The organism is Pilimelia columellifera subsp. columellifera (assembly GCF_039532605.1).
Lineage (GTDB): Bacteria > Actinomycetota > Actinomycetes > Mycobacteriales > Micromonosporaceae > Pilimelia > Pilimelia columellifera.
Genome location: NZ_BAAARY010000007.1, coordinates 117,147 through 143,163, shown reverse-complemented (window position 1 = coordinate 143,163; position 26,017 = coordinate 117,147). Strand labels below are relative to the sequence as shown.

Sequence of the window (26,017 nt, the reverse complement as noted above, 5' to 3'; positions counted from 1 at the left end):
ACACCGCCTCGGTCACCGGCAGGGGATCAGCCCCAGGACGCCCCGCCCCAGGAGGTGCCGCCCCAGGAGGTGCCGCCCCAGGAGGTGCCGCCCCAGGAGGTGCCGCCCCAGGAGGTCCCGCCCCAGGAGGTGCCGCCCCAGGAGGTGCCGCCCCAGGAGGTGCCGCCCCAGGAGGTGCCGCCCCACGAGGTGCCGCCCCAGGAGGTGCCGCCCCAGGAGGTCCCGCCCCAGGAGGTGCCGGTCCAGCCTGAGCCCGTCCAGGTGGAGTTGTTCCACGCCCCATCCGTCCAAGCTTGGCCCTGATTCGCGGCCGCTGCCCAGACTTGCGGATTCCAGGTCTGCCCAAAAATGTCCTGTTCGCCCGAGAGGACGACCCCGGATGCCGGATCGACCAGGCGATGGGTGCCCCGCGACGCGTCCAGCGAGCCCAGCCCGGTGGCTTCCCAGCCGGCGGGGGCGCTGTCGCCGGTGACGGCGCCCCGGTCCAGGCGCCGCAGCGCGGCGGCGATGTCGAGCTGCCCGGCGCCGCGGCTGGCCGCCAGCACGCCCCGCACCGCGGTGTCAGAGCGGGTCAGCAGCGCCTTGATCTGGTCGGGGGTGAGATCCGGTCGCTTCTGGAGCAGCAGGGCCGCGGCGCCGGAGACGAACGCGGTCGCCTGCGAGGTGCCGCTGCCGCGGAAGAAGCGGTCGTCATGGCGCCCCTGCGGAAAGGCCAGGTCGAGGAACGAGCCGGCGTCCCGCAACGACACCACCCGGACGCCCGGGGCGTGGATGTCCGCCGAGCGGGACCGGGCGCCGCTGGCGCTGAACGGGGCGACGGTGTCGTCGCGGGTGGTCACGGTTCCGTGGTTGTCGACGGCGCCGACGGCCAGCACCCGTGGGTTCGCCGCCGGCATACCGACCGGCCGACGGGCGCCCTGGTTGCCGACCGCGACGGTCACCACGATGCCGTGCCGCCAGGCGACGTCGACGGCGTAGGAGAGCGGGTCCAGGCGCGGGTCCTGGGCGCCATCGGTGCCGAAGGCCAGGTTGAGCACCCGGATGTTGAGCCGTGGGTCGTCGCGGTGCGCCACCACCCAGTCGATAGCCGCGATCACCTGGGAGACGTCGGCGGCGCCGTCGAAGCTGCCGACTTTGACGTTGATGACGTGCGCGCCGGGGGCGACGCCGGCGAAGGCGCCCGTGTCGGCTGGGGCCCCGGCGTCGCGGCCGGCGATGATGCCGGCCAGGTGGGTGCCGTGACCGTAGGTGTCAAGGTGGCGTCGGTCGTCGGTCTGCGATTCGAAGGACAGGTCCGGACCATTAATGATCTTGCCTGGGCTGGTCAGTCCGGCGACTGGCACGACGCCGGTGTCGATGAGCGCGACACCGACGCCGGCGCCGGTGACGCCCTGTCGCCAGGCGCCGCGGGCGCCGGTGCTGGCGGCGAGCTGACTCATCGTGTTGCCCACGCCCACGCCCACGCCGCTGGCGGTGTTGTGGGGTTTCAGCGCCCTGTCGGCGGTAACGGCGAGCACGCCCGGGGCGTTCCGCAGGCTGCTCAGCGTGTCGTGCGGCGCCCGGACCACCAGCGCGTCGAGGGACCGCAGCCGGGCGGTGACCACGCCGCCGGCGCGCGCCACCGCGGCGTCGGCCCGTGCGCTGCCGTCGTGGCGGACGATGACCGATACGGACGGTTCGGCCGCGGCGCCGGCCGCGGCGGTCGCGGGCGCGATGGCGGCTGGCACAGTGGCGGCGATCAGGGCGATGGCCAGCGTGGCTGCTCGGCGTCGTCCTGGTCGGCTGGGCCTGACGTTCATCGCGCCTCCCGGTACCCAGAGTTGCAACTACTGATAGTAGTTACTCGTGTGCTTTCAGTATCGGCTTGCCGTTGCGCGACCTATGTCGGCCAACAGGGCGGAAGACGCGGCGCGCGGCGCGCCCATCCGGAAGGCACGCCGCGCCGAAGCACCTGCGTGGCACAGCAGAAGCGAAGCGGCAGGCTACGGGTCATGACGCATGGGGACCCTGGGCCCGCGCTACCGGAAGGCGACAACTCGGAAACGCCCGAGTTGTTGCTCCAGCGCGTCGCCCGTGGCGACGAAGAGTCCTTCAACCGGCTCTACAACCTCGTCGCCGCCCGGGTCTTCGGGCTGATCCGCCGGGTGCTGCGCGACCCGGCGCAGGCCGAGGAGGTCACCCAGGAGGTTCTGGTGGAGATCTGGCGCACCGCCGCCAGATACGACCCGGGCAGAGGCTCCGCCACCGCCTGGATCTTCACGATGGCGCACCGGCGGGCGGTCGACCGGGTGCGCTCGGAGCAGGCCGGCGCCGATCGGGCCCGGCGGGTCGCCATGGCCAGCGTCGAACGCGAGTACGACGAGGTCGCCGACGCGGCCGCGACCCGGCTCGAACAGGAGCGCGTCCGCGCCTGTCTGGGCGGGCTGACAGCGCTGCAACGGGAGGCGATCACCTTGGCCTACTACCAGGGCCATACCTACCGGGAGGTCGCCCAGCTGCTGGACGCCGGCCTTCCGACGGTCAAGACTCGGATGCGCGACGGCCTCATCCGCCTGCGCGACTGTCTGGGGGTAGGCCAGTGAACACTGACATTCACGGGCTGGCCGGCGCCTACGCGCTACACGCCCTCACCGACATCGAGCGGGCGGCGTTCGACCGTCACCTCGCCGACTGCGAGACCTGCGCCCTGGAGGTGCGGGAGCTACGCGAGACAGCCGCCCGAATCGGCGAGGCCAGTTTCTCCGTCCCGCCGCCCCGGCTGCGCCAGCAGGTACTCGCCGAGATCCGGCAGACCCGGCAGGTAGGCCCTGGCCGCCCGGAGCGACGCGCGCCGGCCGAACTCGTCCGTTGGCGTCGGCTCACGACCGTCGCCGCGGCCGCCGCGATCTTCGCGGCGGCGGTGGGCGGGGTCAGCTTCCTGCTCGGCGAGCAGCGGGTCCGGGAACAACGCGCGGTGGCCGAGGCCGCCCGCGCCGACGCCGTGGCCGCCCAGGCCGAGGCGTCCCGGATGGCCGCGATCCTCAACGCCCCGGACGCCGTGCTGCGGGGCCGGAACGCCCCCGCAGGCGGTCACGTGTCGGTCGTCTACTCCCCGAGCCACAACACCGGGGTGGCCATGCTCGACAAACTGCCGGCGCCGCCGCCCGGTCACACCTACCAGCTCTGGGTCATGGGCGACCAGCCCGTCTCGGCCGGCGTCGTCCCCGACGGTCTGACGAGCTTCCGGCACACGGTCACCGGACTCCGTGGCGCGAACGCCCTCGGGGTGACAGTCGAGCCGGCCGGAGGATCGGTCTCGCCCAACATGGACACCGCGATCACGCTCGGGCTCTGACCAAAAAAGATCCGAGAAAGCTCCCATCCGCTCGGCTGATGGCAACGAAGCACCAGGCGTACGGATCTTCCGTCATCTGAGAGGACTTATCGTCATGCGTGCTACCCGTTTCGCCGCCATCGCCACGTTCGCCGTCGTCGCCGCCTCGGTAGCGGCCTGCGACTCGACCAACGAGTCCACCAGCGACACCGGCGGCTCGGCGACGGCCACGACGGCCCCGGCGAGCCCGACGGCAGCCCAGTTCGGGGCGGCCTGTTCCGCCGTTCCCGCGGATCCGTCCAACCCGGGCAGCTTCGCCGGCATGGCCGACGACCCGGTGGCGACCGCAGCCTCCAACAACCCGGTCCTCAAGACGTTGGTTACCGCGGTGACCAAGGCCCAGCTCGTCGACTCGCTCAACACCGCCCCGGCGGTCACGGTCTTCGCGCCGACCAACGACGCGTTCGGCAAGATCCCGGCCGCGACGCTGGACAAGGTCCTGGCGGACAAGGCGCAGCTCACCAAGATCCTGACCTACCACGTGGTGCCGCAGCGGCTGGCTCCCGAGCAGCTCGCCGGAACTCACACCACCCTTGAAGGCGGCGCGATCACCGTCGCCGGCAGCGGCGAATCGTTCACGGTCAACGGCGCGTCGGGGGTCGTCTGCGGCAACGTGCAGACCGCCAACGCGACCGTCTACATCGTTGACAGCGTCCTGATGCCGAAGGCGTGAGCATGCGCCGAGATCACCGGCCGGCCGTCGCGGGAGTTCTCGCGGCGGCCGCCGGCCTGGCGGTCGGCGAGCTGGTCGCGGCGCTGAGCAGGCCGCAGTCCGGGCCGGTGGTCGCGGTCGGCGGCGCTGTCATCGACGCCACTCCCACGCCGGTCAAGGAGTGGGCGGTCGCGACCTTCGGGATGTGGGACAAGCCGCTGCTGCTGTCCGGGATCGGACTGGTCGTCGTCGGCTACGCGGCGGCGGCGGGAATGCTGGCAGCGCGGCGTCACCAGCTCGGGTACGCGGCGGTGGTCCTGTTCGGGCTGGTGGCCGCCGGGGCGGCGGCGTCCCGCCCGGACGCCCGCTGGACGGATCCGGCGCCCTCGGCGCTGGCCGCCGTCGTCGCTGGCGTCGCGCTCACGCTGGCGCTGCGCCCTTTGCGCCCGCCGCCTGATCCGCGTCGGCGCCAGTTCCTCGTCGCGGCCGCGGCTGTCGGCGGCGTGGCGGTGGCGACCGGCGGCTTGGCCGCAACACTGCGCAGCACCGGGCGGCAGGCCGCCGAACGGCTTCGCGCGGCCGTCCGGCTGCCGGCGCCCGCTGACCCGGCCCGCCCGTTGCCGGCGGGCGTCGGCCCGGGCTTCCATACCGCGAACGCGGACTTCTACCGGGTCGACACCGCGCTGACCGTGCCCCGTCTCGATCCCGAACGGTGGCGCCTGCGGATCACCGGCATGGTCGGCCGCCCCCGCGAGCTGACCTTCGCCGAGCTGCTCGGCCGCCCGCTGACCGAGCGCGACATCACCCTCAACTGCGTGTCCAACGAGGTCGGCGGCCCGTACGTCGGCACCGCCAGGTGGTTGGGGGTCCCGGTCGCGGCGTTGCTGCGCGAGGCGGGGGTCCTGGCCGGCGCCGACCAGCTCATCACGCGCTCTACCGAAGGGATGACCATCGGGACGCCGCTCACGACCATCCTCGATGGGCGGGACGCGCTGCTCGCGGTGGCGATGAACGGCGAGGCGCTGCCGTTCGCCAACGGCTTCCCCGCTCGCATGATCACACCCGGCGTGTACGGCTACGTCGGCGCCTGCAAGTGGGTGACGGAGCTGGAGGTGACCACGTTCGCCGAGGTGGACGCCTACTGGGTCAAGCGTGACTGGGCCGCGCAGGCGCCGGTGAAAACAGCCTCGCGGATCGATCGTCCTGCCCCGTTCGCCCGGTTGGCGGCCGGTCCGACGACGATCGCCGGGGTGGCCTGGGCGCAGCGTCGGGGGATCAGCGCCGTGCGGGTCCAGATCGATCAGGGTCCGTGGCAGGAAGCGGAGCTGCTGCCCGTTCCCTCGATCGACACCTGGGTCCAGTGGCGGTTGCCTTGGGCAGCCAGCCCCGGCAGTCACACGTTGCGCGTCCAGGCCGTCGACGCCCGCGGCGACGCACAGACCGCGGCGCGGGCCCGGCCGTTCCCGGACGGCGCGACCGGGTGGCACACCGTTGTGGTCACGGTCACCTGAACGATCAGGTCTGGAGCCAGCCCGGGCAGGCCGAGGAGAGCCTGCTGTCGGCCTCGGCGACCAACTCCCGTAACGCTGGGTGAATGTGGGGGCGGCGTTCCAACGCCCGCTCGATCCGGATCCGCCACGAGTCGGCCTCGGTGAGCCGGGCGTCGTAGCTGCGTGGGTTGACCACCCGATGTCGGGTCTGGGCGAGCGCCCGCTGGTAATCCGGGCCCAGAAGCTGTCGGATCTGGTCGCTCATCCAGAGGAGGTGGGCGCCGGTCTCGGTGGCGGTGACGAACGCGCGTGCGGCGCTCCAGGCAATTGCCTGTGGAGGAAACATCAATACTCCCTGATAACAGACTGTCACCAAGTCTGTAGGTGAGTGCGACAGCCGGACAAGCGGGTCATCGGCCCCCGAGATTCAGCCGTAAGTCCCCGTCCGCCATCGGGATCAGCTGCGGAACGGGTGTTCCGGACATCGGCGGGAGGTTAGGCCAGCGTCGAGCTGGGCATACCAAGTCACGTCAGCGAAGCTGCGAACCGTGACGCGGAAGGAAACGGCGATGGCGAACCTCATCACGGAGCACGACACCCGGGAACTGAGCACCGCCGAGCTCATCTCCCGAGCCACCGACCAGCTGTCCCTGCTGGTGCGCGATGAGCTGGCCCTGGCCAAGGCAGAGATCCTGGCGAAGGCCAAGCCCGCGGGAGTGGGCGCCGGCCTGTTCGGCGGCGCCGGGGCGATCGCCCTCTACGGGCTGGGAACACTGGTCGCGGCCGCCGTGCTTGGCGTCGCCGCCGGCGGTCTGGCGCTCTGGCTCGCCGCGCTCATCGTCGCCGCGGGCCTGTTCCTGTTGGCCGGTGTTCTGGTCGCGGTCGGCCGAAGCCAGCTCCGGCGGGCGTCATCGCCGGTACCACACGACGCGCTCAGCGGCTTGCGCGCTGACATCGACATGGTCAAGACGGCCGTACGAGAAGGGCATGCCAAATGACGACCACAGACATCACCGGCCTCCGTGAGGAGATCGCGGCGACCAGGGCCAACCTCGGCGACACCGTGGAGGCGCTGGCCGCCAAAGCGGACGTCCGCGAACGGCTGTCCCGGTCGGCGAGCCAGACCATGGACCGGGTGAGCCACACCGCCAGCGAGAAGGCCGTCCAGGTCGGCCAGGCGGTAACCCGGATGCGTGAGGACGCCCGTCGTCGACCGCAGCCCTGGATCGGTGGCGCGTTGGCGGCGGCAGCCGTCGTAGCGCTCATCGTCATCGGCTCGCGCCGGCGGTGACCGGCGTGTCAATGCGAACCATGGCGTACAAGCCGGTTGGCCTGGTGCTCGGCGTGGGCGCCGGCCTCATCGCCGGAGCGATCTTCAAGCAGGTGTGGCGGGTGGCTGGCGGGCGCGACGAGGCGCCCCACGCCACCGACGAGAAACGGGGCTGGGGCGAGGTGCTCGCCGCCGCCACCGTGCAGGGGGCGATCTTTGCGGTCGTCAAGGCCGCGGTGGACCGTGGGGGAGCGACCGCCGTGCAGCGGCTCACCGGGCGTTGGCCCGGCTGACCCGCCGGCTGTGACGCCACGGGACGGGCCTCAGGTCGGGCACGACCCGAGGCCGTCGGCTCACAGCAGGGTCAGGTCGCTGCGGCTGATGGTGTCCCCGAAGAACGAACGGATCTCGGCGATCGACGACTCGAACGCGACCAGATCGATCGGCTTGGTCACATACGCGTTCGCATGGGCCTGGTATGCGCCGGTGACGTCCCGGTCCTCGGCCGAGGTGGTGAACACCACGATCGGGATGGTGCGCAGCAGCTCATCGCTCTTGACCCGGGCCAGGACCTCGCGGCCGTCCATCCGGGGCATGTTCAGATCGAGAAGCATGAGGTCCGGCCGGGCCGCGTCCTCGTGCGCGCCCTTCCCGTGCAGGTACTCCATCGCCTCGACCCCGTCCGCGACGTGGTGGAGCTGCGACGGCTGCTCACAGCTCTCGAACGCGCCCTCGATGAGCGCGAGATCAGACAGATCATCCTCGATCACCAGAACCTGGAGGGCAGCCGAGTTGGGCACGGGAACCGTCGCTCTCTCGCCCTGATCCGCAAGCGGCCGGGACGGTGTTGTGGTGTCCGAACCCTACACCCGGCCAGCGGATGCCGCGCAGGTCAGCGGGGCACGGCCGGTCGCCCTGCCGCACAGGTGGCCGTCGGATGGCACTCTTGACGGGATGGATGGCTCTAAGCTCGCACGTCGGCTGCGCCGGGGGGCGCTCGCGGTCGTCGCTGTCTCGTTGCTTGGCGGCGCCGCCGTGTTCGCCGCCAACGCCTGGATTCGCGCCGGCGCCCGCCCCCATGTTCACACCGTGTCGTCCGTGCCGGCGGCCCCGGTGGTTCTGGTGCTGGGCGCGCAGGTGTACCCCGATGGAACTCCGTCCGGTTTCCTGGCCGCCCGGTTGGAGATCGCTCGTCAGTTGTTCGCCAGCGGCAAGGTCAGGGCGGTTCTCGTGTCGGGCGACCACGGGCAGTGGAGTTACGACGAGCCGGGCGCGATGGCGGCCTGGCTGACCGCGCGCGGCGTGCCGGCGAGCCGGGTCGTCCAGGACCATGCCGGGTTCGACACCTACGACTCCTGCCAGCGGGCCAGGCGGATCTTCGGGGCCCGGGACCTTATCGTCGTCACCCAGTCGTACCACCTCGAACGGGCGGTCACGCTGTGCCGCGACGCCGGGCTCAGCGCAGTGGGCGTTGGCGACGACACTTCTCGTCAGTTCGTCCCGCAGTGGCGTCGCGCGCAGCTTCGCGAGTACGGCGCGGCCGTCAAGGCCGCGATCGACGTCCTGACCGGCCGCGATCCGGCCCACCTGGGCAGGCGGGAGCCAGCCCTGGACGACGCCGTCGCCGGTTAGCGCTCTCGACCGTCGCCTCTCGCAGGCTGCCTTGTCACGACGGCAGGAAGTCGCCTGAAGTGGGACGTTCACCTTGAGATGCTGGCTCGGAGGCCGTTGCTGGGGCAGGGTGGGGGCGTCGGGCTGGGCAGCCTGACCGAGCGTCGGAATCCGCGTGGCTGGCGTTGGGCCGGCCGGGACCGGCGACAAACTGGAGGTTGCGATGCGGAACCGTCGGATTACCTGGGCCGTGGCGGCCGTGCTCGCGTTGGCCGCGCTTGGCTGCGGCAGCGGCGGTGGGGGCGATGACGACGACGATGACGACGGCGGCGATGACTTCGCCATGAGCGTTGTCCACAGCAGCGGCCACGGGGGATAACGCCCCGTCCGGCCAGGGTGTGCCACGAATGCGCGTGGCGTGACGCCGACTGCCGCTCCTAGGAATCGCTGCTCCTAGGAACCGGCGGCGCGCCAGGATGGCGGCATGCTGACTGTCTCCCCAGAGCGGGCAACCCGCGCGTGTTCGCCGCCGGCAACCACGCCACACCGGGTGCTTACGTATCTCGACGAGGCAGTGGCCGAGTACCGCCTGCACCCGCTCAACGTCCAGCGCGTCATCCCGGACCGCCCCGGCGTCTGCTGCTGCACACCTGTGCCGCCCGCGGGCGGCACAGTCAGCGTCGGCATCGAGGTGAACATCCTGCCTGCCGCGATCGAGGCGACGCGCCGACGCGTTGGTGGAGGCCGTCTCCGTCGACTATCTGGTCGAAGTGGACGATCCTCCGCCGCGGGCGGTCGCCCCCGACGTCACTCTGCCCGCCCTTCACGAGCGCCGGGACCTGCGGATCTGGTCCGAGATGGTCAGCGACGGCGTCCTCGCCCTCGACCGCGTCGGCGCCCTGGACCCCGCGACGGGCGCCACTCCGACACTCAGGCCCAGCATCTCGTCGACCATGCCGCCCACCCCGACGCCCGTGATGAGCTGCGCAAGGCCGGCGCCGACCTGTGGGCTGACGTTCCGTCGGCATCCTCCCCGGCCCAAGGGCGGGGCCGTTGGGTGGTTCAAGTTGCCCAGATTCAGCCAGTGGTCCGCTGTGTATATACATTGCATTTGATGGTACTTCGATCCCCGTTCGTCGTAGATGGCCGCCGCGCATCGTTGGATCCTCCAGATGTGTGGAATTGAACGCCCCGTTTACATAGACAGCGATCGCTGAGTCCATTTAGGGTTGGTGGCGTCTGGGTCGCATCCGACTGATCCGATCACCTGTTGTGGCCCGACCGATCATCTCAATTGCCCCCTGTGCGAAGGACACGAACATGCCCTCACCTGGTTTGACCCGAGCTCTCGCCGGCGCGTCGCGAAGCAGCAGGAACATCGCCCGGACGTCCGCGGTTCTGCTCGCCGTGGTCAGCGCCTCCCTCGGCGCGGGCGCCGCCTCCGCTGCCCCTGCCGACGCTGCGGTCACGGTCGCGACGCCGATCACCGCGGTGGCTGGCCCGCTGCGCCCCGATGCCGCCACGCCCCGTGTGGAGGATGCGTCGGCGCTCCAGGTCAACCTGTGCGGCAGCGGCTACGACAAGGACTGCTACGAGAAGGGCGGCGCGTCCGTCAAGGGCACCGTCCGGCTCATCAAGAAGCTCAAGCCGCAGGTTCTCACCCTCAACGAAGTCTGCCGCAACGACCTCGACACGCTGTTCGACGAAATGCGTGCCGCCAACCCCGGTAGCGGCTCGACCTGGTCGTTCTCGCCGATCCACGGCGCCAACGGCGCGCAGATCAACTGCGTCACGGGCGGCGCCTACGGCACCGCCGTGGTCGCCACCCTCGCCGGCATGACCAGCTACAACTCCTGGACCTACACGTTCAGCAAGCAGGCGCGGGGTGACGAGCGCCGGCTGGCCAACTGCTCAGTCATCCGGGGCCGCCAGGATGCGGGCTACTTCGTCTGTTCGGTGCAGTTCTCGCACGAGGACGCCGACGTGGCCGCCGCGCAGTGCGGTCAGCTCACCGGAAAGATCATGGGCGAGCTCGCTGGCGAAACCCCTTACCCGATCATGTCCGCGGGCACCTTCAACCTCGATGGGACCGGCGTCGCGGACTGCATCGACCCAGTCGCCGACGAGTACGACTACACCAGCGGCGACGACATGCAGTGGCTCGTCGGTTCCGAGGGCGTGACCCTGGGCGGCGCGCAGACCTTCGAGGTGAAGGGAACCGGCATCCCGGCGACCCTGTTCGACATCACCTTCGACACCCGTCGCTGACATCGTCGTCCGCGGCGCCGACAACACGATTTATGTCGCGCGCGTTCGTGGCTGACGTTCCATGAGCTGACGCACCGGTGGGCGCCCCGGAACACGGGGCGCCCACCGGTGCGTATGCCCAAACCCCGGGTCAGCGCGCCTGCGCCTGGCAAGCCGCGGCCGCTCCGCCGTCGCTCGTGGAGTTCCAGGCCGTGAACGTGACATCCGTGGCGCCGGTGGCCCGCTCCCGGCTGGGCGCGCTGGCGACCACCCGTAGCCGGAGCCGCTGCTTGCCCGTCCCGGTCGCGGGCCCGTACCGGGTGAACGGCCCGGCCGTCCGGGCATCGACCGCCGGGCTCGGCGCCAGCTGGGCTGTCAGCCCGTCGGCAAGCAGCTGCCAGCCGCCAGCGGTGGGCACCGAAGTCATCCAGGTGCGCCGCTCGAACCGGCCGTCACCGGTCAGGCGCAGCTGCGCACACTGCGGTCCGGCGCCGAGGTCCTGGAGGGCGTACGTCATCGTGGCAGTGCCACCGGCGGTGACCGGATCACCGAGGTCGGTGGAGTACCTGATGTCCGTGTCCGCCCGCGCGTAGACGAGGGCCGCTGCTGACTGTGCCGTTACCAGCGCCTCGGCGCGCGACGCCGACCGTACGCTGGCGACGATGCCCGCGGTCATGATGGTCCCGACCGTGGACATGATCCCCATCGCCACCATCACCTCGGTGAGGGAGACGCCGCGGTCGCAAACCGGATCGACGCCGTTCACCGGGGCTTGTCCGTCGCCGGGAACTCGCCGATGTCGCCCAGCGGCCGGGCAGGGATGGTCGCGGCGGCCCCGGCCGTCGGCGAATCGATCATGTTGGCCTGGGCGACCGGGCCCGCCCACTTCTGCCGGTCCGAGGCGCCGCATGTCTTGAGAATCACCTTCAGATTGTTCTGCGAACCGGTCCACTGGTAGACGTACGGGTCCAGGGGCAGCGGGATGGGGCTGCCGAGCAGGGTGGCGAGCAGCTTGACGACATTGGCGATCAGGGTCATCAGCCCGGCGTTGTCGAGGTCCGCCTCCTCGCCCACGGCCAGGCAGCGTCCGGTGCTGTTGCTGGCGATGTGGTAGGCGGTGGTGGCGTTGCCGGTGTTGCCGTACACCTTCCACAGCAGCGGGCCCGAGGCCGTTTTCGGGTTGCAGACGGCCCGGCCGGCGAACTTCGGCCAGTTGGAGTTGAGCGTTGCCGCCCCCAGCAACGACCCGACCAGGGCGTTGAGGATCTGGTCGGACGAACTGAGACAGTACGTCCTCCCGTCGTCACCTTTCTGGTAGATCGGCCCCGTAGCCACCGTCTGGCCGGGCGCGGGCACCGGCACCCGCCACAACTGGTCCGGGTCCAGATCGCGCGGATCCGGGCTCTGTGCACACTCCTTCGTCACCATCGGCCCGTACAACTCGCCGGCCCGGTACTCGACGCACATGCTCCGCAGCCCGGTGTTGACGAGCTGGGTGACCCGGCACGGCTGCCCCATCTCGGTCGCGCAGTCGACGGTTCCGTTGTTGCCGGCGAGTCCTGGGCCCACGTCGTCGAGGAAGCTCATCGACTGCAGTCCGTAGCCCTCCGCCGCGTTGAGGAAGTCGGAGAACACGTCGATGGCGCCGAGGCCGTCCGGAATCTCCTTGCGGCAGGCTCCGTTGACCGCGCTGCCCAGTGTGACAGGGAAATCATTGACCGCGGCGACGGAGGTCTTGGCCCGGTTGAGGCAGAAGCCGTCCAGCGCATCAGTGCTCGGTCCGCCAGCCGTGGGGCGTACCCCCTCGAAGTTGTTGGCACCGTTGTAGTACCAGCGGTGGCGCCAGGTCGCGGCGCCGGACCCGCAGGGTTGGAGGGTGACCGGGTTGCCGACGGCGTGCACGCCTCCGCCGTCGACGCACATCGGCTGGTTCACGCTGTACGAACCGGCGTGGACGAGAGCCAGGTCGGACCGGTAGTAGAAATTCTGTGCCCGGGGTCCGGCCGCCGCGCAGTCCCGGGCGTGCACGGGTGTGCCGGCTGGCGGCACCAGGGCGTTGGTGCCGACGTCGAGGCAGACGCGCTGCCGGAAGTACGCCGCGAGCACCGGAGTGAGCAGCACGCTGAACGTGCCGAGCAGCGTGGCGGGCGGACTGTAGAACGCGACCTGGCGGGGCAGGTTCGGGTCGAAATCCGTCCGGATGGTGTTGAAGGCGTACGTGCCCGCCAGGTGCCGTCCCCCGCTCATGACGTTACCGGAGCCGCGGACCGTGGCCCAGGAGTTGAGCCGGGCGTACCGGGGGGTAGCGCTGGGGCCGCCGGTGGCGGCACAGCCGAGCGGGCCGGACACCGCCGACAGCGGGTCCTCGCCGAAGTACTCGATCTCCACGTGGTAGCGGACGGGCGCCGTGGTCCCCGGACCGGGTGCGATCTCGCCGCTGATCGGGCTGTTACACGGCAGGCGGCTCTGGACGATCGTCCCAGGGGTGGCCGGGTCGGACGCGGCACGGATCCGAGCCTGCGCGAGGGCCAGACCAGCATGGGCGGCGTCCAATTCCCGGCCCCGAGTGATGGTGAGGCCGGTGCTGTTGGTCTGTTGGAGGATTACCGGCAGCATTGCCGCTGTCAGACCGACAGTCACCAGCGTGAGCAGCATCGCCATCACCAACGAGCCGCGGTCGCCGTCGGCGGCCGCCCGGAGCGGGCGGAACAGGGCTTGTCTCATCTTCACGCCGCCTTCAGGACCGGTTCGGTGACCGCGGTGGCGAACAGCGTCGCGCTGGCCTGCTCGCAGGTGCGGCGGGGGGGCTGGGTGGGGTTGGCCGGACACCCAGGGTGATCCCAGGTGACCGATACCGTCACCTTGACCAGGGCGCCGGCCGCGGCCAGGGCCGGCTTCGGCGTCACACAGGCGCCGCCGGTGGCCGGCTGCCAGCAGAGCGCCCAACGCTGGGTGAAGGTGACGCCGTTGACGACGACGGCGCGCGGGGTGAAGCTGGTCGTCAGGGCGTTTTCGATATCGGTCACTGGTATCGAATGGACCCGTTCCATGGCGTCGGTGGCGAGTTGCGCCCCCACCTGACGCTGGACCTGCCCGTGCGACCCGCTCATGCCCGAGATGAAGAAGGCGGACACGGCAGCCATCACCGTGCCTATGAGCGCCAGCGACACCATGGTCTCGACCAGGGTGAAACCGTCATCCGGCCTCGCGGAACGCGAAGAGAGCACCCGTGCCCCTCCAACCGTCGCCAGGCCCCTTTGGTCAGCCTCGTACGCGACCTATCGGCGAGACGCGCCCGCTTCTGAGGGGACTAACTAGGAGTGACGGCCGGACATTACGACGAACGCCCGCGACCGGGTTTGCCTGGTCACGGGCGTTTCGTTGCTGGTCAAGCGTGGTGCCCCCGGCAGGATTCGAACCTGCGCCACCGCCTCCGGAGGGCGGTGCTCTATCCCCTGAGCTACGGGGGCTCAGCGACGCTCGAAAGCGTAGCAGCAGAACTCTGACGGGGCCGAATCGGCGCCCCGGGAGTGTCGGTCACGACGGGCCAGGGTCAGCCCGCCACGACGATCGTTCAGTTGGCCGGCAGGGGCGTCCCGCCGAGGCGGGTCAACGCGGCGGTGAGGTTCTTGACCTCGGCGTCCTGCACGGACCTCATGGTGCGGGCGGAGCGGAGCACCTCCTTGTCGTCCCCGTGCTTGATCACGGCTTCGATCATGTGCACCCCGCCGAGGTGGTGACGGATCATCAGTTGGAGGAACAGCACGTCGAGCTGTCGCCCGGTGGCGGCCCGCAGCCGGGTCATCTCCTCGGCGGAGGCCATGCCCGGCATCATGCCGTCGTTGAGCTGGTGCAGGTTCTTGCGGTCATCATGCGGTATCCACGCCATCGCCGGGTCCGTGGAGGTGAGCGGCAGGTCCCATTCGCGGAGCCAGGCGCCCATCATGCCGATCTCAGCCTGCTGGCCGGTGGCGATGTCGACCGCGTACTGGCGAACGAGGGCGTCCTCACCGCGCCGGAAGCCGATCAGCCCCATCTCGACAGCTTGGGCGTGGTGGTTGGTCATGTCGCGGGCGAAGCCCGCTTCGACCGAGTTGTCGGTCGGGGCGCCGATCTTCGGCACGAGCCAGCCGATGGCGCCGCCGAGGATCAGCCCGATGACGATCGCCGCGGCCAGGGCCGCGACGCCGAACCTGGGCGTGCGGCCGGTCTCGGCCGGCGGCGTGGTCGTCACCGTCAGCCCTGGTTCGGAAGGTTGACGGGGACGATTCCGGTGGTGGTGACGCCTTCGGCGCAGGTGGCGTTCTCGATGGCGGCCGTGCCTCGCATCGTCTTGATGAACTCGTTGACCCGCTGGTCGTCGAGCGAGTCGAGCTTGAGCTGGTAACCCCAGGCTTGGAGGGCGATCGGCTTGTCGAGGTTCGGGAACGGGCTGAGCAGCATCTTGTCCCTGCCGCGGACCTTGCCGGCGAGTCTGTCCACCTGGTCCTTGGGCAGGTCGGGGCGGTAGGTGATCCAGACGGCGCCGTGTTCCATGCTGTGGACGGCGTGTTCGCTGGCGATCGGCTCGGTGTAGACGTCGCCGGTGCAGTTCTGCCAGATGCCGTTGTGGGGTCCGAACACCGGCGGCATGATGTCGTACTTGATGGGGCCGGCCTGGTGCCGACCGCCCTCGACGTCCTTGGGGCGGCTCTTGCGGTAGTTCTCCATGCCCTGGATCTCGTCGACGCCGACGACCTCGGGGGTCTGCGAGGTGTAGTAGACGCCGGCGCCGATGATGCCGGCGGTGAGCAGCCCCACTGCGCTGAACAGGGCGATCGCACCCCAGTTGCGCGCGCCGGCCACCTTGACCGGGGTCACCGGCTTGCGGGGCCCACGGCCGCCCTTCGCGCCCGGCTTGCCCGCTCCGCCGGGGCCGCGCCCGGCTCCGGGCTTCGCGCCGGTGCGTACGACGGACGGGTCGCGCGGCTCACCACTGGGGCTGCTGATGCTCATGGCACCTCGTTACGTGGATTGTTGTGGATGGATGTGGTTCTGGGTAGCGCCGCAGGCGGGCTGACCAGGACGGCGGGCCGCCGCGGAAATTCGAATTCTACCCTCGGTAGCATGGATCGGTGACTCCCGCAAAACTTGCTGAGACTGTCCTGAACGCCGCCTGTGAGGTGCTGGTCGCCCGGGGTCTGGACGCGTCGGCGCTGCCGGCGTCGACGAGCGTCGAGCGACCGCGAAGCCCCGAGCACGGGGACTACGCCTCGACCCTGGCGCTCCAGGTCGCCAAGAAGGTCGGTGTGCCGCCGCGCGAGTTGGCCCAGGCGTTGGCGGACAGGCTCGCCGATGCCCCGGGCATCGCCGCCGTGGAGATCGCCGGTCCGGGTTTCCTCAACATCCGGCTGGCCGCCGGCGCCGCCGGGGAGCTTGCCCGGGACATCGTGCTGACCGGCGCGGAGTACGGCCGCGGCGTACGGTTCGCCGGGCAGCGGCTGAATCTGGAGTTCGTTTCGGCGAACCCGACCGGGCCGGTGCACCTCGGCGGGGTGCGGTGGGCGGCTGTTGGCGACGCGCTCGCCCGGGTGCTGCGGGCGGCCGGAGCCGAGGTCACCACCGAGTACTACTTCAATGACGCCGGGGCGCAGATCGACCGCTTCTCCGGCTCGCTGCTGGCTGCGGCGACGGGCGTGCCGATCCCGGCGGACGGGTACGGGGGCGCCTACATCGCCGAGATCGCCAAGGCGGTCGTCGAGAAGCGGCCAGAGGCGTTGACGCTGCCGGCCGACCAGGCCCGGGAGCTGTTCCGGGTCGAGGGCATCGCGTTGATGTTCGATGAGATCAGGACGTCGCTGGCGGACTTCGGCGTCATGTTCGACGTCTACTTCAACGAGAAGGACCTGCATACCGGCGGCCGGCTCGACCACGCCCTGGAGCGGCTCCGCGAGCACGGCCACGTTTTCGAGGCCGATGGCGCGGTGTGGCTGCGTACCACCGACTTCGGCGACGACAAGGACCGGGTGCTGCGCAAGTCTGACGGCGCCTGGACGTACTTCACCGCGGACTGCGCCTACTACCTGGAGAAGCGGGAGCGCGGTTTCGACCGGGTGTTCATCATGCTTGGCGCCGACCACCACGGTTACGTGGGCCGGATGAAGGCGATGGTGGCCTGCTTCGGGGACGACCCGGATGTCAATCTGGAGATCCTCATCGGCCAGATGGTGAACCTGGTCCGGGACGGCCAGCCGATGCGGATGTCCAAGCGCGCCGGCACCGTCGTCACCCTTGAGGACTTCGTGGACGCCCTCGGCGTCGACGCCGCCCGCTACGCGCTGGCGCGTTACTCGGCGGACTCGCCGATCGACATCGACGTCGAGCTGTGGACCAGGGCCACCCGGGACAACCCGGTCTACTACGTCCAGTACGTAGCGGCCCGGACCGCCAGCGTCGCCCGCAACGCTTCAGAGCTGGGGCTCGACCGCGGGCCGGCGGAGACGTTCCAGCCGTCGCTGTTGACCCACGAGAAGGAGAACGAGCTACTCAAGGCGCTCGGCGAGTATCCGGCGATCGTGGCGACGGCGGCCGAGTTGCGCGAGCCGCACCGGGTGGCCAGGTACCTGGAGGAGCTGTCCGGCGCCTACCACCGGTTCTACGACAAATGCCGTATTCTGCCGACCGTGGACGATCCATGGTCGGAGACCAAAGCGGCCCGGCTCTGGCTCAACGACGCCACCCGCACCGTCATCGTCAACGGTCTGAGGCTGCTGGGCGTCTCGGCGCCGGAGCGGATGTGACGTGAGCGGTCGTTCGCACGAGGCTGGCGCGCTCCACCAGGACATCGGCCACCGCGGACCGGGGTGGCTGCGGCCGCCGGCGGACGTCAACGCGCTGCTGCCGGAGCTGTGGTCGCGGACGGTCAGCCGTCGCCCCGACGGGGCGCTGACCGTCGGCGGCTGCGATGTCCGGGAGCTGGCAGAGCGGTTCGGCACCCCGCTGTTCGTCCTCGACCTGGCTGATCTGCGGGCCCGCTGCCAGGAGTTCGGCGACGCGTTCACCGGCGGCGACGTGTATTACGCCGGCAAGGCGTTCCTGTGCAGGGCGGTGGCCCGCGAGATCGCCGCCGCCGGGCTCAACCTCGACGTGTGTTCCGGCGGCGAGCTGGCCGTGGCATTGGCCGCGGGTTTCCCGCCGGAGCGGATCGGCCTGCACGGCAACAACAAGACCGTCGCCGAGCTGGCCAGGGCGCTCGATGCCGGGGTCGGCCGGATCATCGTCGACTCGTTCGCCGAGATCGACCGGTTGACGGCGTTGGCACGCGAGCGCGGCGTCCGCCCCGGGGTGTTGATCCGGGTGACCGTCGGCGTCGAGGCGCACACGCACGAGTTCATCGCGACCGCCCACGAGGACCAGAAGTTCGGGTTCTCGTTGGCCGGCGGCGCGGCGCTCGCGGCGGCCCGCCGAATCCTTGACGACGGGGTGCTACGCCTCGACGGTCTGCATTCGCACATCGGGTCGCAGATCTTCGACGCGTCCGGTTTCGAGGTGTCGGCCCGACGGGTGTTGGCGTTGCAGGCCCAGATCCGCGACGAGCGTGGGGCGCAGTTGCCCGAGCTGGACCTGGGCGGCGGCTACGGCATCGCCTACACCAGCCAGGACGACCCGGCGCCGGCCAAGGAGTTGGCCGACCGGATCCGGGCGATCGTTGTCGGCGAGTGCGCGGCGTTGGGTCTGGCCGTGCCCAGGCTGTCGGTGGAGCCGGGTCGGGCGATCGTCGGCCCGGCGATGTTCACCCTGTACGAGGTGGGCACTGTCAAGGACGTCGACGGCATCCGCAGCTACGTGTCGGTCGACGGTGGGATGAGCGACAACCTACGCACCGCCCTGTACGGGGCGGAGTACTCGGCCTGCCTCGCCTCGCGCGCCTCGACGGCCCCGCCGGCGTTGACCCGGGTCGTCGGCAAGCACTGCGAGTCCGGGGACATCGTCGTCCGGGACGAGTTCCTGCCCGGCGACGTGGCGCCGGGTGACCTGGTGGCCGTGCCGGGCACCGGCGCGTACTGCTACAGCATGGCCAACAACTACAACCACGCCCCGCGGCCCGCGGTGGTGGCCGTCGACGACGGCGACGCCAGGGTGGTCGTCCGTCGGGAGACCGAGGATGACCTGCTGCGATTGGACGTCGGGTGATGGCGCCGGACCGGACGCTGCGGGTGGCGCTGCTGGGTTGCGGCACGGTCGGCGCGGAGATGGTCCGGTTGCTGCACGAGCAGTCCGCGGACCTCACCGCCCGGATCGGCGCCCGGGTCGAGCTGGCCGGTATCGCGGTCCGGCGTCCCGGGCGGGACCGCGGCGGCCTGCCGGTCGACCCGGCGCTGTTCACCACGGACGCGTTGTCCCTGGTCAAACGCGACGATGTGGACGTGGTCGTCGAGGTCGTCGGCGGGATCGAGCCGGCGCGCGGCTGGCTGATCGAGGCGCTGCGGGCCGGCAAGAGCGTCGTCACCGCGAACAAGGCGTTACTGGCCGAGGACGGCGCGGCCCTGCACGCCGCGGCGGCCGAGGGCGGGGCGGACCTGTACTACGAAGCGGCGGTGGCCGGGGCGATCCCGCTGCTGCGCCCGCTGCGGGAGTCGCTGCACGGCGACACGATCACCCGGGTGACCGGCATCGTCAACGGCACCACCAACTACATCCTGTCCGCCATGGACGAGACCGGCGCCGGCTTCGCCGAGGCGTTGGAGCGGGCCACCGAGCTGGGCTACGCCGAGGCGGACCCGACCGCCGACATCGAGGGCTTCGACGCCGCGGCGAAGGCGGCGATCCTGGCGTCGTTGGCGTTCCACACCCGGGTGACGGCCGCCGACGTGTACCGCGAGGGCATCACCGACGTGTCCGCCGCCGACGTCGCCAGCGCCGCCGAGCAGGGCTGCGTCATCAAGCTGCTGTGCCTGGCCGAACGCTCTGGGGACGCGGTGTCGGTGCGGGTTCATCCGGCGATGATCCCGCGCTCGCACCCGTTGGCCGCTGTCGGCGACGCGTTCAACGCCGTCTTCGTGGAGGCCCGCGCCGCCGGTGAGCTGATGTTCTACGGCCGGGGGGCCGGCGGGGCGCCGACGGCCAGCGCGGTCCTCGGTGATCTGGTCGCGGTGGGCCGGCACCGGCTGTCCGGGGTGCGGGCGGCGGGCGAGTCGGCCTACGCTGACCTGCGGGTGCGGCCGATGGGCCAGGCGTCGACCCGGTACCACATCAGGTTGGACGTGGCCGACAGGCCGGGCGTGCTGGCGACGGTGGCGAATGTGTTCGCCGCCCATGACGTCTCCATCGGAACGGTGCGCCAGTCCGGCCGGGGGGCCGACGCGGCCCTGGTGATCGTCACCCACCTCGCCCCGGACGCGGCCTTGGCGGCGACCGTCGCGCAGCTGCGCGAGCTGGACATCGTCCGGTCGGTCGCGAGCGTGTTGCGGGTCGAGGGAAGCTGAGCGAGGGGAACCGATCGACATGAGCGGGGGCGCCGGAATGTGGCGGGGGCTGATCGAGGCGTACCGGGACCGGCTTCCGGTGGACGCGGCGACGCCAGTGGTGACGCTGTACGAGGGGAACACCCCGCTGCTGCCGGCCCCGGCGTTGTCGGAGCGGGTCGGGGCGGACGTCTTCCTCAAGGTCGAGGGCGCGAACCCGACCGGGTCCTTCAAGGACCGGGGTATGACGATGGCCGTCTCGAAGGCCGTCGGGGCAGGGGCTGAGGCGGTCATCTGCGCCTCCACCGGCAACACCAGCGCCTCGGCCGCCGCGTACGCGGCGCGTGCCGGCATCACCTGCGCGGTGCTGGTGCCGCAGGGCAGGATCGCGTTGGGCAAGTTGGCCCAGGCGTTGGCGCATGGCGCCCGGCTGCTGGAGGTCGAGGGCAATTTCGACGACTGCCTGACGCTGGCCGGAAAGCTCGCCCAGGACCACCCGGTGACTCTGGTCAACTCCGTCAACCCGGACCGCCTGCATGGGCAGAAGACCGCCGCTTTCGAGATCGTCGAGTCCCTCGGCGACGCCCCGGACGTCCACTGTCTCCCGGTCGGGAACGCCGGCAACATCACCGCGTACTGGATGGGCTACGGCGAGGACCACGTCGCCGGCAACGCGACCCGGCGCCCCCGGATGTTCGGGTTCCAGGCCGCTGGCGCGGCGCCGATCGTGCGCGGCGAGGTGGTGCGGGAGCCGGAGACGATCGCCACCGCGATCCGGATCGGCAACCCGGCCAGCTGGGCGGAGGCGGTGGCGGCCCGGGACGAGTCCGGCGGGCTCATCGACGCGGTCACCGACGACGAGATCCTGGCCGCGTACCGGTTGCTGGCCCGCGAGGTGGGTGTCTTCGTGGAGCTGGGCAGCGCGGCCAGCGTCGCCGGTCTGCTCAGGACCGGCGCGGACGGCCGCCTGCCGCGGGGCGCCCGGGTGGTCTGCACCGTGACCGGCAACGGGCTCAAGGATCCGCAGGCGGCTATGTCCAACGCCGACACCCCGCAGACGATCCCCAACGACGCCGCGGCAGCGGCCGCGGCCCTCGGGCTGTCCTGACCGAACCGGGTCGCATCGGCCTGACTTGGCCCATGATCCGGGTCGTCGGTCCGGGAGCGTAGGGTCGGCCGGTGTCGTCGCCACTGGACCTGCTGAAGCGTAACCGTGACTTCCGGCGCCTGTTCTTCGCCGAGATGGTGGTTTTCGGGGCGGACTGGTTCGTGTTGGTCCCGCTGCTGGTCCTGCTGCCGGAGCTGACCGGGGACGGCCGGCTCGGCGCGCTGGTGTTGGCCGTCGACACCGGCATCGTGGCGCTGCTGCTGCCGTTCACCGGCACCGTCGCCGACCGGCTCGACCGGCGCAAGATCATGATGGTGGCGAATGTGGCCTCGATCGGCGGCGTGTTGGCCCTGTTGCTGGTGCGTAGTCCGGCGACGGCCTGGGTGGCGTTGCCGGCGATCGCGGCGGTGGCGGTCGCCAAGGCGTTCTACTCCCCGGCGGCGGGGGCGGCATTGCCCAATGTGGTCGATCCGCCCGATCTGCCGTTGGCGAACGCCGTCGCCGGGTCTGCCTGGGGCACCATGGCGGTAGTCGGCGCCTCGCTCGGCGGGGTGATCAGCAGTCAGCTCGGCGCGCGGCCGAGCTTCGTCATCGCCGCTGTCGCCCTGGCCGCGGCCTCCGCGGTCACCTGGCTGATCCGCCGCCCGCTCCAGCTGCCGCGCGACGCCGACCGGGCGCCGGCGCGGCCGCTGGCGGCGCTGGCCGAGTCGCTGCGGTTCATCGGCGCACGCCCCCGGGTGCGGGCGCTGGTGACGGTCAAGTCCGCGGTCGGGCTCGGCAACGGCGTCCTGACGGTGTTTCCGTTGCTGGCCATCTCGTTCGGCGTCGGCGCGATGGGGACCGGCCTGCTGTTCGCCATCCGCGGCCTGGGGGCGCTGGTCGGGCCGTTGGCCACCCGCCGGTTGCTGGCCAACCGGTCCTGGCTGCTGCCTGGCCTCGCGGTCTCGATGTCGCTCTACGGGCTGTCATACCTGGGCGTCGCCGCCTCGCCGTGGTTCGCGTTGACTCTGGTCCTGGTGTTCGTCGCGCACGTCGCGGGTGGTTCGAACTGGGTCATCTCCAACTACGCCCTGCAACAGGAGATCCCGGACGGTCTGCGTGGAAGGGTGTTCGCCACCGACATGATGTTGGCGACCTTGGCGATCTCGATCAGCCAACTGGCCGTCGGGGCGGCGCTCGACGTCCTGGAGATCCGGACGATCATCGCCGCCTGCGGATCGGTGACGCTCGTCTACGCGTGCGGATGGTGGCTGGTCGCCAGGCGGCTGCCGCGCTGAGCACGTCCGGCCGCTAGCCTTGCCCGATGACGATCTTCGGCTCGGGCGAGGTCGTGGTCCGCGCTCCGGCCACGAGCGCGAATCTCGGTCCCGGCTTCGACGCGCTCGGCCTGGCGCTGGCCTGCTACGACGAGGTGCGGGTCCGGGTGGTCGAGCGCGGGGTCACGGTGGTCGTCGCGGGCGAGGGCGCCGACGCCGCGTCTGGCGACGAGGGGCATCTGGTGGCCCGGGCGATGCTGGCGGCGTTCGATGCTCTCGGGGCGCGTCCGCCGGGGTTGTCGATCCGCTGCGTCAACGCGATTCCCCAGGCCCGGGGGTTGGGCTCGTCGTCAGCGGCGATCATTTCGGGGTTGCTGGCCGCCCGGGCGTTGACCGTCGGTGGCGCCGACCGTCACGACGACGCCGACCTGCTCGACCTCGCGGCCCGGATGGAGGGGCACCCTGACAACGTGGCCGCCTGCCTGCTCGGCGGCGTGACCATCGCCTGGCGGGCGTCGTCACCGGCGCGGCCGCGGGCGTTCGCGGCCCGGCTCACCCCGGTGGCCGGGCTGGCGCCGACGGTCTTCGTGCCGGCCGAGCGTGGGCTGACCGCCCACGCCAGGGCCGCGCTCCCGGCGACGGTGCCGCACGCCGACGCGGCCTTCAACGCCGGCCGGTCCGCGCTACTGAGCCACGCCCTCGTCAGCGCCCCTGAGCTGCTGTTCGCCGCTACCGAGGACCGACTGCACCAGCGGCGCCGGGCGGCGGAAATGCCGGCGACGGCGGCCCTGGTGACGCGGTTGCGGGCGCTCGGGGTGGCGGCTGTTGTCAGCGGCGCCGGTCCCAGTGTGCTGGCGCTGTCGCCGCCGCCGGAAGCGTTCGACCCGGGACCCGGGTGGCAGGCCCGCCAGCTGCCGGTCGACGGGCAGGGAGCACAGGTCGCCGGTCCGTAGCCGGCGATCGTCGACCCCGGATTCGGTCGGAGCAATGTCTGGTCAGCCCGGTATTTGTCCGGTCTGGTGGGGTGGTGACACGCCGGGTTTGAGTCTGTCATCGCAGGTAGCTTGCCGTACCTGTCAGGGTATGACTACGCTTCACCCAGGCACAGCCGCGAGCAGGCGTACGTGACGCAGGACCATGAGCGCGTCTTTTCGAGCGGTCATCATGAGCACAACGCCGAGCCAGCGGTCATCGGGTGCCCCCCGTCGGATCAGATCCACGGGCAGGTCACCCAGTTTCGACGGTTGCCCGTCAATTCTCGTCAAGCCAGTGGCTCCATCCGATTCTTGGCGGGATCGCCGGTCGCCCGTCTCGGGCCGCTGGAGGCAATTGCGGCCCGAAGCTGTGCCCACACCCGTGCCCCGCCTGTGAGCGGGGCGGGTCTACCGAGGCCACCGAGCCATCATCTGATCGTCAACTCGGCAGCCCGGCCTAACGAGGGAAGGAATCCATTGAGCGACACCACCGGCGTCACGTCGGATGTCACCAACGTCGCCGACGCCAGCACCGGCGCCACGCGCCGACGGCGCTCGGGCACCGGCCTGTCCGCGATGCTGCTGCCTGAGCTGCAGAGCATGGCCACGTCGCTTGGTATCTCCGGCACCGCGCGGATGCGCAAGAGCGAGCTCATCGCCGCCATCTCCGAGCGTCAGGGCGGTGGGGCCCCGGTGCGGGCCCGGTCCGAGGTCGCCGCTGCCGTGGCGCCCGCGCGGGAAGAGGTCCGGGCCGAGGTGAGCGAGGCGCCGCGGCAGGCGGCGTCCGTCGGCGCCGACGAGCGCGGCGAGACCGAGGGCGGTCGTCGTCCCCGTCGGACCAGGTCCGGCGCCCCGGCGGCGCGAGCCGGCGAGGAGCGGGCCGACTCCGGCGTCGAGGTCGCTGACCGGGGCGAGCCCCGGCGTGAGCGGGCCGACGGCGGCGAGCACCGTAGGGACCGCGGCGAGCGGGCTGAGGGCGTCGAGCCCCGTCGGGACCGCGGCGACCGGGACCGTTCCGAGTCCAGCGACCGGAACGAGCCTCGCCGCGAGCGCCCGGACGTTCGGCGTGACCGCAACGACCGCGACCGCAACGACCGTGGCGACCGGGACCGTGGCGAGCGCGCCGAGCGTGACCGTAACGACCGCGACGACGACGACGACCAGGCCGGCCGTCGTAGCCGTCGCAGCCGGTTCCGTGACCGCGACCGGGACCGCCGTGGCGGCCGCGCCGGCGGCCGCGAGCGTTCCGAAGGCGCCGAGCCGCAGGTCAACGACGAGGACGTGCTGGTGCCGGTCGCCGGCATTCTGGACGTGCTCGACAGCTACGCGTTCGTGCGGACCACCGGGTACCTGGCCGGCTCCAACGATGTCTACGTGTCGATGTCCCAGGTCAAGAAGCACGGGCTCCGGCGCGGCGACGCGGTCACCGGCGCGGTGCGGGCCGGCCGCGACAGCGGCGAGGGCGGCGGCAACCGGCGGGACAAGTACAACCCGCTGGTCCGGCTGGACACCATCAACGGGATGGAGCCCGACGAGGCGCGCCGCCGGCCGGAGTTCTACAAGCTCACCCCGCTGTACCCGCAGGACCGGCTGCGCCTGGAGACCGAGGCCAACATCCTCACCACCCGGGTCATCGATCTGGTGATGCCGATCGGCAAGGGTCAGCGCGCCCTCATCGTCTCGCCGCCCAAGGCGGGCAAGACGATGGTCCTACAGGCGATCGCGAACGCGATCACCAAGAACAACCCGGAGTGCCACCTCATGGTGGTGCTGGTGGACGAGCGGCCCGAAGAGGTCACCGACATGCAGCGGTCGGTGAAGGGCGAGGTCATCGCCTCCACCTTCGACCGTCCGCCGGCGGACCACACGACGGTCGCCGAGCTGGCGATCGAGCGGGCCAAGCGGCTGGTGGAGCTGGGTCACGACGTGGTCGTCCTGCTCGACTCGATCACGCGGCTGGGCCGGGCGTACAACCTGGCCGCTCCGGCGTCCGGTCGGATCCTGTCCGGCGGTATCGACTCGACGGCGCTGTACCCGCCGAAGCGGTTCCTCGGCGCGGCGCGCAACATCGAGAACGGCGGCTCGTTGACGATCCTGGCCACCGCGTTGGTGGAGACCGGATCGGCGATGGACAACGTCATCTTCGAGGAGTTCAAGGGCACCGGCAATGCGGAGTTGAAGCTGGACCGGAAGATCGCCGACAAGCGGGTCTTCCCGGCCATCGACATCGACCCGTCGGGCACCCGCAAGGAGGACATCCTCCTCGCGCCCGAGGAGTCGGTGATCATCCACAAGCTCCGGAAGGTTCTGCATTCGCTGGACTCGCACGCGGCGTTGGATCTGCTGCTCGAAAAGCTCAAGCAGACCAACACCAACATCGAGTTCCTCATGCAGATCGCCAAGACGAGCCCGGGCGAGTAATCGGCTGAGCGTTCGACGCCCGCGAAGTGGATCGCACAGGTGGTCCGTTTCGCGGGCGTCGTCGTTGCCGATGGACACCCAACTGGGCGATTTATGACTTTTGCGGGCTAGTCGACCGGCATGGCGGTGTGTCAGATTCTGGCTGCGGACAGTTCTGACAGGAGGCCGCACA

The 26,017-nt window shown here is 71.0% G+C and carries 25 protein-coding genes and 1 tRNA gene; 17 read left to right on the top strand and 9 right to left on the bottom strand.

Annotated elements, in window-relative coordinates; all coding sequences use genetic code 11:
* Positions 1–26: 26 nt before the first annotated feature.
* Positions 27–1,799 (bottom strand): S8 family serine peptidase, encoded by a 1,773-nt coding sequence (locus ABD287_RS10255; RefSeq protein ID WP_344171605.1) that lies wholly within the window; start codon positions 1,797–1,799, stop codon positions 27–29.
* Between the two features lie 192 nt (positions 1,800–1,991).
* Here ABD287_RS10255 and sigK point away from each other — a divergent pair, with 192 nt between their 5' ends.
* The 4 genes from sigK (at position 1,992) to ABD287_RS10235 (ending at position 5,536) form a co-directional block, all read left to right on the top strand.
* Positions 1,992–2,582, top strand: a complete 591-nt coding sequence (gene sigK, locus ABD287_RS10250) for an ECF RNA polymerase sigma factor SigK (RefSeq protein ID WP_344171603.1) — start codon at positions 1,992–1,994, stop codon at positions 2,580–2,582.
* Positions 2,579–3,334, top strand: a complete 756-nt coding sequence (locus ABD287_RS10245) for an anti-sigma factor (RefSeq protein ID WP_344171601.1) — start codon at positions 2,579–2,581, stop codon at positions 3,332–3,334. The genes sigK and ABD287_RS10245 overlap by 4 nt, the downstream gene beginning before the upstream one ends.
* Positions 3,335–3,428: 94 nt before the next feature.
* On the top strand, positions 3,429–4,046 hold the full coding sequence (locus tag ABD287_RS10240) for a fasciclin domain-containing protein (protein WP_344171599.1): 618 nt from the start codon (positions 3,429–3,431) through the stop codon (positions 4,044–4,046).
* A gap of 2 nt (positions 4,047–4,048) precedes the next feature.
* A complete protein-coding gene (locus tag ABD287_RS10235) occupies positions 4,049–5,536 on the top strand; it encodes a molybdopterin-dependent oxidoreductase (RefSeq protein WP_344171597.1) in 1,488 nt (495 codons plus the stop codon).
* A gap of 4 nt (positions 5,537–5,540) precedes the next feature.
* On the opposite strand, the gene ABD287_RS10230 is transcribed toward ABD287_RS10235, so the two are convergent.
* Complete coding sequence (locus ABD287_RS10230; RefSeq protein WP_344171595.1) at positions 5,541–5,861, bottom strand: hypothetical protein; 321 nt, start codon at positions 5,859–5,861, stop codon at positions 5,541–5,543.
* Positions 5,862–6,084: 223 nt separating this feature from the next.
* Between ABD287_RS10230 and ABD287_RS10225 the strand changes: the two genes are divergently transcribed.
* From ABD287_RS10225 to ABD287_RS10215, 3 genes are read left to right on the top strand one after another with little or no spacing between them, the layout of a single operon-like run.
* Complete coding sequence (locus ABD287_RS10225) at positions 6,085–6,513, top strand: phage holin family protein (protein ID WP_344171671.1); 429 nt, start codon at positions 6,085–6,087, stop codon at positions 6,511–6,513.
* Complete coding sequence (locus ABD287_RS10220; RefSeq protein WP_344171593.1) at positions 6,510–6,806, top strand: DUF3618 domain-containing protein; 297 nt, start codon at positions 6,510–6,512, stop codon at positions 6,804–6,806. The genes ABD287_RS10225 and ABD287_RS10220 overlap by 4 nt, the downstream gene beginning before the upstream one ends.
* A gap of 11 nt (positions 6,807–6,817) precedes the next feature.
* Complete coding sequence (locus ABD287_RS10215; RefSeq protein ID WP_344171669.1) at positions 6,818–7,078, top strand: DUF4235 domain-containing protein; 261 nt, start codon at positions 6,818–6,820, stop codon at positions 7,076–7,078.
* Positions 7,079–7,138: 60 nt separating this feature from the next.
* Here the strand turns inward: ABD287_RS10215 and ABD287_RS10210 are convergent, their stop codons facing one another.
* Positions 7,139–7,585 carry a response regulator gene (locus tag ABD287_RS10210; RefSeq protein WP_344171591.1) on the bottom strand — a complete coding sequence of 149 codons (447 nt, stop codon included), beginning with the start codon at positions 7,583–7,585 and terminating at the stop codon, positions 7,139–7,141.
* 154 nt (positions 7,586–7,739) lie between these two features.
* Between ABD287_RS10210 and ABD287_RS10205 the strand changes: the two genes are divergently transcribed.
* From ABD287_RS10205 to ABD287_RS10195, 3 genes are all read left to right on the top strand, one after another.
* Positions 7,740–8,417, top strand: a complete 678-nt coding sequence (locus ABD287_RS10205) for a SanA/YdcF family protein (protein ID WP_344171589.1) — start codon at positions 7,740–7,742, stop codon at positions 8,415–8,417.
* Positions 8,418–8,619: 202 nt separating this feature from the next.
* Complete coding sequence (locus tag ABD287_RS10200; RefSeq protein ID WP_344171587.1) at positions 8,620–8,775, top strand: hypothetical protein; 156 nt, start codon at positions 8,620–8,622, stop codon at positions 8,773–8,775.
* Between the two features lie 941 nt (positions 8,776–9,716).
* The gene (locus ABD287_RS10195; RefSeq protein WP_344171585.1) at positions 9,717–10,664 is read left to right on the top strand and encodes a hypothetical protein; all 948 of its coding nucleotides are present in this window, start codon (positions 9,717–9,719) and stop codon (positions 10,662–10,664) included.
* A gap of 130 nt (positions 10,665–10,794) precedes the next feature.
* Here the strand turns inward: ABD287_RS10195 and ABD287_RS10190 are convergent, their stop codons facing one another.
* From ABD287_RS10190 to ABD287_RS10165, 6 genes are all read right to left on the bottom strand, one after another.
* Positions 10,795–11,409, bottom strand: a complete 615-nt coding sequence (locus ABD287_RS10190; RefSeq protein WP_344171583.1) for a PulJ/GspJ family protein — start codon at positions 11,407–11,409, stop codon at positions 10,795–10,797.
* Complete coding sequence (locus ABD287_RS10185; protein WP_344171581.1) at positions 11,406–13,367, bottom strand: RICIN domain-containing protein; 1,962 nt, start codon at positions 13,365–13,367, stop codon at positions 11,406–11,408. The genes ABD287_RS10190 and ABD287_RS10185 overlap by 4 nt, the downstream gene beginning before the upstream one ends.
* A gap of 2 nt (positions 13,368–13,369) precedes the next feature.
* Positions 13,370–13,870, bottom strand: a complete 501-nt coding sequence (locus tag ABD287_RS10180; RefSeq protein WP_344171579.1) for a type IV pilus modification PilV family protein — start codon at positions 13,868–13,870, stop codon at positions 13,370–13,372.
* 168 nt (positions 13,871–14,038) lie between these two features.
* Positions 14,039–14,113, bottom strand: a tRNA-Arg gene (locus ABD287_RS10175).
* Positions 14,114–14,217: 104 nt separating this feature from the next.
* Positions 14,218–14,877, bottom strand: a complete 660-nt coding sequence (locus tag ABD287_RS10170) for a DUF305 domain-containing protein (protein ID WP_344171577.1) — start codon at positions 14,875–14,877, stop codon at positions 14,218–14,220.
* A gap of 2 nt (positions 14,878–14,879) precedes the next feature.
* A complete protein-coding gene (locus ABD287_RS10165; protein ID WP_344171575.1) occupies positions 14,880–15,638 on the bottom strand; it encodes a thioredoxin-like domain-containing protein in 759 nt (252 codons plus the stop codon).
* A 119-nt stretch (positions 15,639–15,757) separates the two neighbouring features.
* On the opposite strand from ABD287_RS10165, the gene argS reads away from it, so the two are divergent.
* From argS to rho, 7 genes are all read left to right on the top strand, one after another.
* Positions 15,758–17,422 carry an arginine--tRNA ligase gene (gene argS / locus ABD287_RS10160; RefSeq protein WP_344171573.1) on the top strand — a complete coding sequence of 555 codons (1,665 nt, stop codon included), beginning with the start codon at positions 15,758–15,760 and terminating at the stop codon, positions 17,420–17,422.
* 1 nt (position 17,423) lies between these two features.
* Positions 17,424–18,815, top strand: a complete 1,392-nt coding sequence (gene lysA, locus ABD287_RS10155; protein ID WP_344171571.1) for a diaminopimelate decarboxylase — start codon at positions 17,424–17,426, stop codon at positions 18,813–18,815.
* A gap of 17 nt (positions 18,816–18,832) precedes the next feature.
* On the top strand, positions 18,833–20,107 hold the full coding sequence (locus tag ABD287_RS10150; RefSeq protein WP_344171667.1) for a homoserine dehydrogenase: 1,275 nt from the start codon (positions 18,833–18,835) through the stop codon (positions 20,105–20,107).
* A gap of 37 nt (positions 20,108–20,144) precedes the next feature.
* Positions 20,145–21,194 (top strand): threonine synthase, encoded by a 1,050-nt coding sequence (gene thrC / locus ABD287_RS10145; RefSeq protein WP_344171665.1) that lies wholly within the window; start codon positions 20,145–20,147, stop codon positions 21,192–21,194.
* Positions 21,195–21,265: 71 nt separating this feature from the next.
* On the top strand, positions 21,266–22,471 hold the full coding sequence (locus ABD287_RS10140) for an MFS transporter (protein ID WP_344171569.1): 1,206 nt from the start codon (positions 21,266–21,268) through the stop codon (positions 22,469–22,471).
* Between the two features lie 26 nt (positions 22,472–22,497).
* Positions 22,498–23,403 (top strand): homoserine kinase, encoded by a 906-nt coding sequence (gene thrB / locus ABD287_RS10135; RefSeq protein WP_344171567.1) that lies wholly within the window; start codon positions 22,498–22,500, stop codon positions 23,401–23,403.
* Between the two features lie 498 nt (positions 23,404–23,901).
* The gene (rho, locus tag ABD287_RS10130) at positions 23,902–25,845 is read left to right on the top strand and encodes a transcription termination factor Rho (RefSeq protein ID WP_344171565.1); all 1,944 of its coding nucleotides are present in this window, start codon (positions 23,902–23,904) and stop codon (positions 25,843–25,845) included.
* Positions 25,846–26,017: the final 172 nt, after the last annotated feature.

Coding starts and splice junctions, on each gene's coding strand:
- ABD287_RS10200 (WP_344171587.1), top strand. CDS start 8,620: ATGCGGAACCGTCGGATTACCTGGGCCGTGGCGGCCGTGCTCGCGTTG.
- ABD287_RS10230 (WP_344171595.1), bottom strand. CDS start 5,861: ATGTTTCCTCCACAGGCAATTGCCTGGAGCGCCGCACGCGCGTTCGTC.
- ABD287_RS10205 (WP_344171589.1), top strand. CDS start 7,740: ATGGATGGCTCTAAGCTCGCACGTCGGCTGCGCCGGGGGGCGCTCGCG.
- ABD287_RS10185 (WP_344171581.1), bottom strand. CDS start 13,367: ATGAGACAAGCCCTGTTCCGCCCGCTCCGGGCGGCCGCCGACGGCGAC.
- ABD287_RS10240 (WP_344171599.1), top strand. CDS start 3,429: ATGCGTGCTACCCGTTTCGCCGCCATCGCCACGTTCGCCGTCGTCGCC.
- ABD287_RS10215 (WP_344171669.1), top strand. CDS start 6,818: ATGCGAACCATGGCGTACAAGCCGGTTGGCCTGGTGCTCGGCGTGGGC.
- thrC (WP_344171665.1), top strand. CDS start 20,145: ATGTGGCGGGGGCTGATCGAGGCGTACCGGGACCGGCTTCCGGTGGAC.
- ABD287_RS10165 (WP_344171575.1), bottom strand. CDS start 15,638: ATGAGCATCAGCAGCCCCAGTGGTGAGCCGCGCGACCCGTCCGTCGTA.
- ABD287_RS10195 (WP_344171585.1), top strand. CDS start 9,717: ATGCCCTCACCTGGTTTGACCCGAGCTCTCGCCGGCGCGTCGCGAAGC.
- ABD287_RS10255 (WP_344171605.1), bottom strand. CDS start 1,799: ATGAACGTCAGGCCCAGCCGACCAGGACGACGCCGAGCAGCCACGCTG.
- thrB (WP_344171567.1), top strand. CDS start 22,498: ATGACGATCTTCGGCTCGGGCGAGGTCGTGGTCCGCGCTCCGGCCACG.
- ABD287_RS10235 (WP_344171597.1), top strand. CDS start 4,049: ATGCGCCGAGATCACCGGCCGGCCGTCGCGGGAGTTCTCGCGGCGGCC.
- ABD287_RS10225 (WP_344171671.1), top strand. CDS start 6,085: ATGGCGAACCTCATCACGGAGCACGACACCCGGGAACTGAGCACCGCC.
- ABD287_RS10220 (WP_344171593.1), top strand. CDS start 6,510: ATGACGACCACAGACATCACCGGCCTCCGTGAGGAGATCGCGGCGACC.
- sigK (WP_344171603.1), top strand. CDS start 1,992: ATGACGCATGGGGACCCTGGGCCCGCGCTACCGGAAGGCGACAACTCG.